This is a genomic window from Algoriphagus persicinus (assembly GCF_035156415.1).
Taxonomy (GTDB): domain Bacteria; phylum Bacteroidota; class Bacteroidia; order Cytophagales; family Cyclobacteriaceae; genus Algoriphagus; species Algoriphagus persicinus.
The window spans coordinates 86955-93369 of the sequence record NZ_JAYEEY010000018.1; the positions used below are offsets into that span (position 1 = coordinate 86955).

At 39.8% G+C, this 6415-nt stretch carries 7 protein-coding genes; 6 read left to right on the forward strand and 1 reads right to left on the reverse strand.

Annotation, left to right across the window (positions count from 1 at the left end):
- Positions 1-3: 3 nt before the first annotated feature.
- On the forward strand, positions 4-729 hold the full coding sequence (locus tag U3A58_RS14890; protein WP_323824625.1) for a LolA-like protein: 726 nt from the start codon (positions 4-6) through the stop codon (positions 727-729).
- A 233-nt stretch (positions 730-962) separates the two neighbouring features.
- On the opposite strand, the gene U3A58_RS14895 is transcribed toward U3A58_RS14890, so the two are convergent.
- A complete protein-coding gene (locus U3A58_RS14895) occupies positions 963-2534 on the reverse strand; it encodes a M61 family metallopeptidase (RefSeq protein WP_323824627.1) in 1572 nt (523 codons plus the stop codon).
- 140 nt (positions 2535-2674) lie between these two features.
- On the opposite strand from U3A58_RS14895, the gene rpmH reads away from it, so the two are divergent.
- The 5 genes from rpmH to U3A58_RS14920 are packed head-to-tail and all read left to right on the forward strand — an operon-like array spanning position 2675 to position 6126.
- Positions 2675-2833, forward strand: a complete 159-nt coding sequence (gene rpmH, locus U3A58_RS14900) for a 50S ribosomal protein L34 (protein ID WP_057938233.1) — start codon at positions 2675-2677, stop codon at positions 2831-2833.
- Positions 2834-2881: 48 nt separating this feature from the next.
- The gene (rnpA, locus tag U3A58_RS14905; protein ID WP_323824629.1) at positions 2882-3271 is read left to right on the forward strand and encodes a ribonuclease P protein component; all 390 of its coding nucleotides are present in this window, start codon (positions 2882-2884) and stop codon (positions 3269-3271) included.
- On the forward strand, positions 3264-4925 hold the full coding sequence (locus U3A58_RS14910; RefSeq protein WP_323824631.1) for a S41 family peptidase: 1662 nt from the start codon (positions 3264-3266) through the stop codon (positions 4923-4925). Before rnpA ends, U3A58_RS14910 begins: the two co-directional genes overlap by 8 nt.
- A gap of 5 nt (positions 4926-4930) precedes the next feature.
- Entirely contained in the window at positions 4931-5620 is a 690-nt protein-coding gene (tsaB, locus tag U3A58_RS14915) for a tRNA (adenosine(37)-N6)-threonylcarbamoyltransferase complex dimerization subunit type 1 TsaB (RefSeq protein WP_323824633.1), read from the forward strand.
- Positions 5617-6126: a DUF2480 family protein gene (locus U3A58_RS14920; protein ID WP_323824636.1), complete on the forward strand. Its 510-nt coding sequence runs from the start codon at positions 5617-5619 to the stop codon at positions 6124-6126. The genes tsaB and U3A58_RS14920 overlap by 4 nt, the downstream gene beginning before the upstream one ends.
- Positions 6127-6415 lie beyond the last annotated feature (289 nt).

A 6415-nucleotide genomic window follows, 5' to 3' on the forward strand; every position in this document is an offset into this window, starting at 1 on the left:
ATTATGAAAATAAGTATCTTAATATTAGCTCTAGGACTATTGGCAGCACCATTGGCTACACAGGCTAGTGGGCCAAATGCAGAAGTCTCATCCATAATAAAGACTAAGAATTCTGTAAAAGAAGTGATTGATGCATATATCAAAGCAACTGGTGGAGAGGCTAAGATGAAGGCAGTTCGCAATGTTGAAATGAAAATGCAAGCAGAGATTCAGGGAATGAAACTCGATATGTCTAGCGTGATCGATCAGGAAAATCAGAAGTTGCTCAATGTGACTGAGATGAATGGTAGTGTTGTTTCAAAAACTGTTGTGAAAGACGGTGCCGGAAAAGTAATGGCAATGGGCCAGGAGCAAGTCTTGACTGAGGACCAATTGACTGCGATGAAAAGTCAGATGTACGGTTTCCGTGAGTTGTATTTGGATGAATTGGGTGTGACTGTGAACTATGATGGAACTGAGGAGGTAGAAGGTGAGCAAGCGTATAAGCTATCATTTGAAGCTGGCGGAGAGGCAAATACTACAGAATATTATAGTGTGGCAACCGGTTTGAAGCTTCAAACGGAATCCGAAACAGTAGGTACAATCGCTTATAAAGATTACAAAGAAGTGGGTGGACTGATGATGCCAATGACTATGATCATTAAAAATAGTATGATACCTATGCCATTGGAAGCGAAGGTAACTTCTATCGTTTTCAATCAAGTATTGGATGATTCTGTCTTCAATTAAATAGTTGTCACAAGAAATGAATAAATGGCTGTCTGCAAAGACAGCCATTTTGCTTTAGCTATTGATCCAAGCTTCTCTTTTGAAATTATTTTTTTTGTCTAGTAGGACATAGTCTTTGAAAAATAGTGAGTCGGTTTTTTGTAACTCCACTTCAAGATCTCTTCCAAATCGATTTATGGATAAGTTTAGACTTTGTGTCTGAAGATCTTGTGATTTGATTACATCGCCCACCATTAATTTTTCATAAGCTTCTCCCGTTGGATGCAGCTTAGTGATTTTACCGTCCGCAAGTTGGANTGTGTCTGAAGATCTTGTGATTTGATTACATCGCCCACCATTAATTTTTCATAAGCTTCTCCCGTTGGATGCAGCTTAGTGATTTTACCGTCCGCAAGTTGGATGATCCCAAAATCAGCAGCTAAATGATCTTCTCTAGCTTTGATCAAGAGATCTATACCAAGAGAATCAAGATGCTTCTCAACTACCGGAAAAATATCCTCTTTCCCAGCGATATAATCTTCGTAGAATTGATTGAAATAAATCGGATGATCAGTCTGCGAAAGCACCGCTTCCCATACCTCTTCTAATTCATAGCCGATTTTTGGTTTTCCGAATCGTTTCCAGAGGATCTTCATCACTTGATGAAGCGAAGAATTTTCATCTAAGAGCATAGCATCCAACGAAAAAGCAATCAAAGCTCCATGCGTGTAAATACTTACTTTTTTATCTGGAATTCCAGCGACATAGCCATCTATCCAAAGATCAAAGCTGGATTCCAGAATGGATTGATTTTGCCAGCCGTAGTTTGCAGATTCTCTATTCAACAGTTTTTCAAAAGTTTCACAATATTCCTTTAGTGAGAAGTATCCGGATTTTAACAGGAACAGATCTCCCATATAAGTTGTGACACCTTCTACCATCCATCCAGCCTGGTGGTAAGCTTCTGTTGAGAAGTCATAGGGCAATATTTCCTTAGGCCTGATCTGGCATACATTCCAGGCATGGTAAAGTTCGTGGCAACTTACACCCATGAGTTCATTTATGTGTTCATGCTCTTTGAGGCTTTCAGCTGGCCCAAAAGTAATAACCGTTCCCCGCTGATGCTCCACTCCATGATAGTGGGAATAGGGAAGGAGTTGATAGATAAAATGATATTCGGCTTCCGGGAATTCTCCGAAAGCCTCGATTTGCTTCTCGGTGAACTGTTTGATGTTTTCCTTAAACCCAGCTAAATCAAAGTAAATATTCCCGTGAAACCATAAATGGAAATTCACTTCACCAACCTCATATGAATCATGAGTTAATCGCGAGGAAGCTAGAAAGCTACTATCAGCGAGTTGTTGGAAGTTGGAGGCAATTAATTCATTATTTTCTTTCGGCAGTGTAGTGCAAGATTGGAAGTGCTGAGGGTAGCTCACTTCTATTTTAATTTTTTCATCAGCCCTGCCTTCCACCTCAAAGCAACAGTTGACGAAGTTTAGATAGATCTGCTGGTCATCTACCCAGCAAGAACCTGCGTCCATCTTCGCGCAATAATATTCATAGCAAACCTGGTATTCACCTACATGATCGGGAATGAATTCCCATAAATCTTTGCTGAGTTTAGATTTCGATACTGAGTTGCCATTTGGAGATAATACTTGTAAATCTCGAATATTTTGAACGTAATTAGCCAACTGATATCGACCCGCCCTCCAAGCTGGAAGTTGGAGCCTGACTGGTGATAGATGCTTTACTGGCACACAAAGTGTGATTTGTATGTATTGGGAAACTAGGTTCCTGGATGCTATAGAATAGTTTATCATTGTTGATTTGAATGATTTCAAAACAAATGTTTTTTGCCTTGTTTGTATTTAAAGAAATGGTACTTATCTTTGCAGTCCTTTTTGGGGGTGATTCCCGAGGAACAAAGAATTAGAAAGCAATTAGATAAAGATATTCGATCATGAAAAGAACATTTCAACCTTCTCGTAGAAAAAGAAAAAATAAGCACGGCTTTAAAGAAAGAATGTCGTCTGCTAACGGCAGAAGAGTACTGAAAGCCAGAAGAGCAAAAGGAAGATACAAATTGACTGTTTCTTCTGAAAAGACATTGAAGAAGTAATTCTTAGCACTGATTTTCGTATGTTCACATACGATTATAGTCCTTGTGATGAATTACAGACTCCCAAAAAGTGAGCGGCTTCATGCCGATAAACTTATCAAGGAACTTTTTAACGAAGGTTCCTCTTTTTTTTTGTACCCATTTAAAGTCCAATTTTTTGTTAAAAATGGACAGAGTAGTGGAACCTCTCAGGTGCTTTTCTCCGTTTCGAAGAAGAAAATCAAGAAGGCCGTAGGACGTAACTTTGTGAAAAGGAGAATGCGTGAAGCCTACAGGCTTAACAAAGAGTTGATCCCACCTTCTGCTCCAGATATGTCTATTGGCTTAATTTATGTAAGTTCAGACTTGATGGAATTCTCACAAATTCAGACTAAAATCATATTGGCTTTAAAGAAACTGGCCACCCTTGTAAGCGAAAACCAAAAACATCATGAATAAATCATTGAAAAAATCCCTCCTGATCTTTGTATTAGGAGCAGTTGTACTCACAGGATTTTTCGCATTCAAGGCTAAAAATGACAAGTTATTTGCCATAGCTAAGAATATTGACATCTTCGCTACACTAATAAGAGAGTTGGATTCCTACTACGTGGATGATATTGATTCAGATGAATTGGTAACCATAGGTATCAATGCGATGCTGGAAGAATTGGATCCATATACTACTTATATACCAGAGGAAGATTCTGATGATTACCGGTTGATGACCACGGGAGAATATGCTGGAATTGGTGCGTTAATAGGCAATCGAGGCGAAGGAAGCATGGTTATTATGCCCTACACTGGTTTTCCTGCGCATACTGTAGGGCTAAAGATTGCTGATTATATTCTGAGAATAGACTCCACTGATGTTACCTCTATGGGAACTTCAGATGTTTCCACTCTTCTCAAAGGACCCGCTAATACTCCTGTTCATTTACAGGTGAAAAGAAATATGGATACACTGGAATTCGACGTGATCCGAAAGAAAATTGCCATTAAGAATGTCCCTTACTATGGCAAATTGGATGAGCAAACAGGCTACATCAAACTTGCAGAGTTTACCACCAATGCTGCCACAGAGGTTAGAAATGCGCTGGTTGATTTGAAGAGCCAAGGAATTGATCGGTTGGTTCTGGACGTGAGAGACAATCCTGGAGGGCTGGTGAATGAAGCTGTAGAGATTGTGAACCTTTTTATCCCAAAGGGAAGAGAAGTAGTAAAGACTATAGGCAAGCTTGAAAATGTGAATTACACCTATAAAACGAATAAAACTCCAGTGGATAAGGATATTCCAATTGTAGTTCTGCTTAATGAGCATAGTGCTTCAGCTTCAGAAATTGTAGCTGGTGCACTACAGGATTATGATCGTGCGGTTTTGATAGGTAGGAAGTCATTTGGAAAAGGTTTGGTTCAAACTACTGTCCCACTTACCTATAATGCACAAATGAAAGTGACTACAGCCAAATACTATATTCCCAGTGGACGCTGTATTCAGGCTATCGATTATTTGCAGAGTCGAGAAAATGGTGAACTGGTGACAGTTCCGGATTCATTGAGAAAAGCGTTCTATACCAAAAATGGCAGAATTGTATTGGATGGTGCGGGTATAGAACCTGATGAAATGGTGGGGCAAAAGAGTTATGCACCGATTTCTTATAGCTTAGTTGCAAGAAATCATGTGTTTGATTACGCTACGAAATATTTCTATGAACATTCTGAAATTACTAGCCCTGCTACGTTCGCCATATCGAATGCAGATTATGGCCAGTTTGTTAGCTGGTTGGAAGGTAAAGAATACGATTACACAACCTACTTGGAGAAATCCGTGGAAGATATGCGTAAGAATGCTGAGAAGGTGGAATATTATGTAGAGATCAAAGCGCAAATAGATTCTCTAGAAAAGAGGATAAATCATAGCAAGGAGCAAGATTTACTGACCTATAAGGAAGAGATAAAAGAAATCCTATCTCAGGAAATCGTGTCAAGGTATTATTTCCAGGAAGGGATGATTCAGGCTGGGTTGCAGGAAGACGAAGTTGTGATGCTGGCAAAAGAGTATTTGAAAGAACCTGTGAAAATGAAAATGTTGTTAACGGCCTCATCAAAATAAGAAGTATGGCAGTCATTCTCTCTCTGGAGACATCTACGCCAGTTTGTTCTATTGCACTTCATCAAAATGGGGTTCTTTTGGGAGAGAAATCTCTAGATGTCCCTGGCACTCATTCTGAAAAACTGATGGGGATGATAGAATCTCTTCTCAATGAGTGCCGGCTGACCGTAGAGCAAATCAGTGCAGTTGCAGTTTCTGAGGGCCCTGGATCCTATACTGGACTAAGAATTGGAGTTTCAGTTGGCAAAGGTCTGGCATTTGCTGGCGATATACCGTTGATTGCGGTCAGTACTTTGAAAGCATTATCATTCGGAGCAATATCCCAGATGGATAGTAGAGGAGTGATCATAGCTATGCTCGATGCGCGAAGGATGGAAGTTTATCGGGAAGTGTTCGATTATGAGTTAAATTCCTTGGAAAGGCTGGATTCAGAAATCATCGAGGAGAGTTCATATTCAGAATTGCTGGAAAAAGGCAAAGTTTACTTTGTTGGGGATGCAGTAAATAAGGTTTCAGAAGTTATTAAACATCCGAATGCCTGTTTTCTAGATCTAAAAATCTCTGCTGCTTATGTTGGAATTTTAGCTTATAAAAAGTTTCAAAGTGGAGAGTTTGCCGATCTAGCTTATTTCGTACCAAATTATTTGAAAGAGTTTAAAGCTCTTCAGTCCAAAAAGAATCCGTTGTTGATATGAGTGAAATAGTAAATAGAGTTGCGAGTAGTCCTATCATTACGATTAACCTAGAAGATATTTATTCTAGGGAAGAACGCGTGATTTTCGATATAAAAGCATTTCTTTTTCAAGAGTTAATACTGAGGGAGAAGGATTTCAGGGCTGCGCTTAAGGAAATTGACTGGAGCCAGTATAAAAATAAATGGGTAGCGATCACCTGCACAGCAGATGCCATCGTGCCTAACTGGGCATTTATGTTGGTAGCCATCTATCTTACATCTATTGCGCGGGGCTATGCAATTGGAGACTTAAAAGAACTTGAAGTGATGATTGCTGAGGATTGTTTGAAAAAATTGGATCTGGAGTCATTCACGGATAGGCCGGTTGTCGTCAAGGGATGCAGTGATTTCCCCATTCCGTTATTTGCCTATGGCAAAATAATCTCGCTCATACAATCCAGTGCAAAGTCCATAATGTACGGAGAGCCTTGCAGTACTGTCCCACTCTACAAAAAACAAAAGTCCTGATAGTTAAAGCACTGCAAAAATCTTCCTAGTTTTTCACGGTTTTCTTTGGGCTAGCTCTTGCCGCTAAAATAAAAAGGCAGATATTTGCACTCCCAAACGACGGAAACGGAGAGAGGGGACGGGGGGAAAGCCTTCGGGAAAGTATTGAAAGGATTAATTTTGGTGTGGGGTTTTGGAAGTCAAAAATGATCTTTTACCTTTGCGCACCCATCTGAAGAGAAGGGGATAAAGCAGGAGGGGTTCAGGCCACTGAAAAACTTTAGAAATTAATTTGCGGAGGGTATTGCGG

What these genes read in the sequence shown, in the direction of transcription:
- U3A58_RS14890 (WP_323824625.1), top strand. Translation starts at nt 4, where the DNA reads ATGAAAATAAGTATCTTAATATTAGCTCTAGGACTATTGGCAGCACCA.
- rpmH (WP_057938233.1), top strand. Translation starts at nt 2,675, where the DNA reads ATGAAAAGAACATTTCAACCTTCTCGTAGAAAAAGAAAAAATAAGCAC.
- U3A58_RS14910 (WP_323824631.1), top strand. Translation starts at nt 3,264, where the DNA reads ATGAATAAATCATTGAAAAAATCCCTCCTGATCTTTGTATTAGGAGCA.
- rnpA (WP_323824629.1), top strand. Translation starts at nt 2,882, where the DNA reads ATGAATTACAGACTCCCAAAAAGTGAGCGGCTTCATGCCGATAAACTT.
- U3A58_RS14920 (WP_323824636.1), top strand. Translation starts at nt 5,617, where the DNA reads ATGAGTGAAATAGTAAATAGAGTTGCGAGTAGTCCTATCATTACGATT.
- tsaB (WP_323824633.1), top strand. Translation starts at nt 4,931, where the DNA reads ATGGCAGTCATTCTCTCTCTGGAGACATCTACGCCAGTTTGTTCTATT.